At 73.5% G+C, this 1,937-nt stretch carries 3 protein-coding genes; 2 read left to right on the forward strand and 1 reads right to left on the reverse strand.

Features of this window, described 5'->3' with window-relative positions; genetic code table 11:
- Positions 1–151: 151 nt before the first annotated feature.
- Positions 152–622, forward strand: coding sequence for a carboxymuconolactone decarboxylase family protein (locus tag H5J30_RS30130; protein ID WP_181790558.1), 471 nt, complete (start codon positions 152–154; stop codon positions 620–622).
- Complete coding sequence (locus H5J30_RS30135) at positions 612–1,397, forward strand: isocitrate lyase/PEP mutase family protein (protein ID WP_220189516.1); 786 nt, start codon at positions 612–614, stop codon at positions 1,395–1,397. The genes H5J30_RS30130 and H5J30_RS30135 overlap by 11 nt, the downstream gene beginning before the upstream one ends.
- A 33-nt stretch (positions 1,398–1,430) precedes the next feature.
- Here the strand turns inward: H5J30_RS30135 and H5J30_RS30140 are convergent.
- Positions 1,431–1,937 (reverse strand): serine/threonine kinase C-terminal domain-containing protein (locus H5J30_RS30140; protein WP_220189517.1); only part of this gene is annotated, 507 nt, incomplete at its 5' end.

The following is a 1,937-nucleotide window of genomic DNA, read 5'->3' on the forward strand; positions in this document are numbered from 1 at the left end:
CAGCGCGGCGCCGGCGCCGCGGGTGCCGGCGCGTACGTCGACGTGCAGGTCGAGGGAGCGGTGGAAGTCCCGCAGCGCCGCCGAAGTGGCCCAGGTATCCGCCATGGAAATGGACCTTACATCTGGGATATGAGGACTTAGCGTGGAGGGCATGACACAGCGTCTCGACCTCTTCGCACTCGCCCCCGACGTCCAGCGCGCCCTGGTCCGGGTGGAACAGGCGGCCAAGAAGGGCCTCGATCCGGTCGTCTACGAGCTGGTGAAGCTCCGGGCCTCCCAGATCAACCACTGCGCGTTCTGCATCGACATGCACTCCAAGGACGCGCGCGCCGCCGGCGAGACCGAGCAGCGGCTGTACCTCCTGAACGCCTGGGCGGAGGTGCCGCACCTGTACACGGAGAAGGAGCAGGCGGCGCTCGCCCTGGCCGAGGCCGTGACGGTGCTGACCGACGGGTTCGTACCGGACGCGGTGTACGAGCGGGCGGCGAAGCACTTCGAGGAGCAGGAGCTGGCGCGGCTGATCGGGGTGCTGACGGTGATCAACGCGTGGAACCGGTGGTGTGTGACCAGCAGGGCCGAGGCGGGGCACTACCAGCCGGGCCGGTACGGCCATGAGGCGTGAGGGGGGCGCGGGCGTGCCGGGCTCGGGTGTGACGGGGGGCGTGGAGGAGTTCCGGGCCCTGCACCACGGCCGGGCGGCGGCGGACCCGCTGGTGCTGCCGGGCCCCTGGGACGCGGCGAGCGCCCGCGTCTTCGCGGACGCCGGCTTCGCGGCGCTGGCCACGCCGAGCGCGGGCCTCGCCAGGGCGCTGGGCTACGGAGACGGCGAGGCCACCCCCGTGGACGAGATGTTCGCGGCGATCACCCGGATCGCCCGCGCCGTGGACGTGCCGGTCACGGCGGACGTGGAGGCGGGCTACGGCCTGCCGCCCCGCGAACTCGTCGAACGGCTGCTGGCGGCCGGTGCGGTGGGCTGCAACCTGGAGGACACGGTGCACCCCGGCAAGACCCTGCGGGACGCGGCGGAGCAGGCGGACTTCCTCGCGGAGGTACGGGCCGAGGCGGGCGACCGGCTGTTCGTCAACGCCCGCGTGGACACGTTCGTCCGCGGGGTCGCGGACCCGCGGGCAGCGGTCGAACGGGGCCGGCGGTACGCGGCGGCGGGCGCGGACGGCATCTATCCCATCCTGGCGCCGCCGGAGCACCTGCGGCTGCTGGCGGACGAGATCGGCCTGCCGGTCAACGCCCTGGCCGTACCGGGCGGCCCGGACCCGGCGGAGCTGGGGAGGCAGGGGGCGACCAGGGTCACCTTCGGGGGCGGGCTGCTCGACAGGACGCTGACGGCCGTACGGGAGTTGGCGACGGAACTGCGGGGGGACACCCCGGCCGGGCCGTGAGGCCCGCCGGGAGGGGGTGCGGCACGGGCCGCCTCACAGGCCGCCCGTCTCCGCGCACTCCGCGTCCGTGCAGAACGACTCCGTCATCTGGTCGACGACGTCCCGCTGCCGCGGCCAGTCCGCCTCCGGGCCCGAGACGAGGAGCGCGTACATCTTCCCGTCCGCGGTCTCCAGGTCGTGGAGCAGGACGCGCCGCGGGCCGAGTTGCTCGTCGGTGTACGAGTAGTCGTACTCCGCGGCGTTGCCCATGTCCGCCATGTCGTTGCGCCGGTAGCCCTCGGCCTGCTCCTTGGTGCCTTCGATTATCTGCACCGCCTCGAACGGGCTGACGTCCTCGGTCACCTCGTAGACCTGGATGAACGCGCCGTCCGCCGGAGTCTCTTCGTAGAACACGGACACGCCGTCCGCGCGCCGCTCCCAGTCCTCGGGGACGGCGAGGGAGTACCCGTCCTCGATGGCGAGGACGTAGCCGGGCGGCAGGGCGGACTCCGAGGGGGACGGCGAGGCGGGCTCGGACGGCGGGGCGGGCTCCTCCGCCGG

Origin of the sequence: Streptomyces phytophilus (assembly GCF_013870535.1) — a bacterium.
In the GTDB taxonomy this organism is placed as follows: Bacteria; Actinomycetota; Actinomycetes; order Streptomycetales; family Streptomycetaceae; genus Streptomyces; species Streptomyces phytophilus.

Coding starts and splice junctions, on each gene's coding strand:
- H5J30_RS30130 (WP_181790558.1), top strand. CDS start 152: ATGACACAGCGTCTCGACCTCTTCGCACTCGCCCCCGACGTCCAGCGC.
- H5J30_RS30135 (WP_220189516.1), top strand. CDS start 612: ATGAGGCGTGAGGGGGGCGCGGGCGTGCCGGGCTCGGGTGTGACGGGG.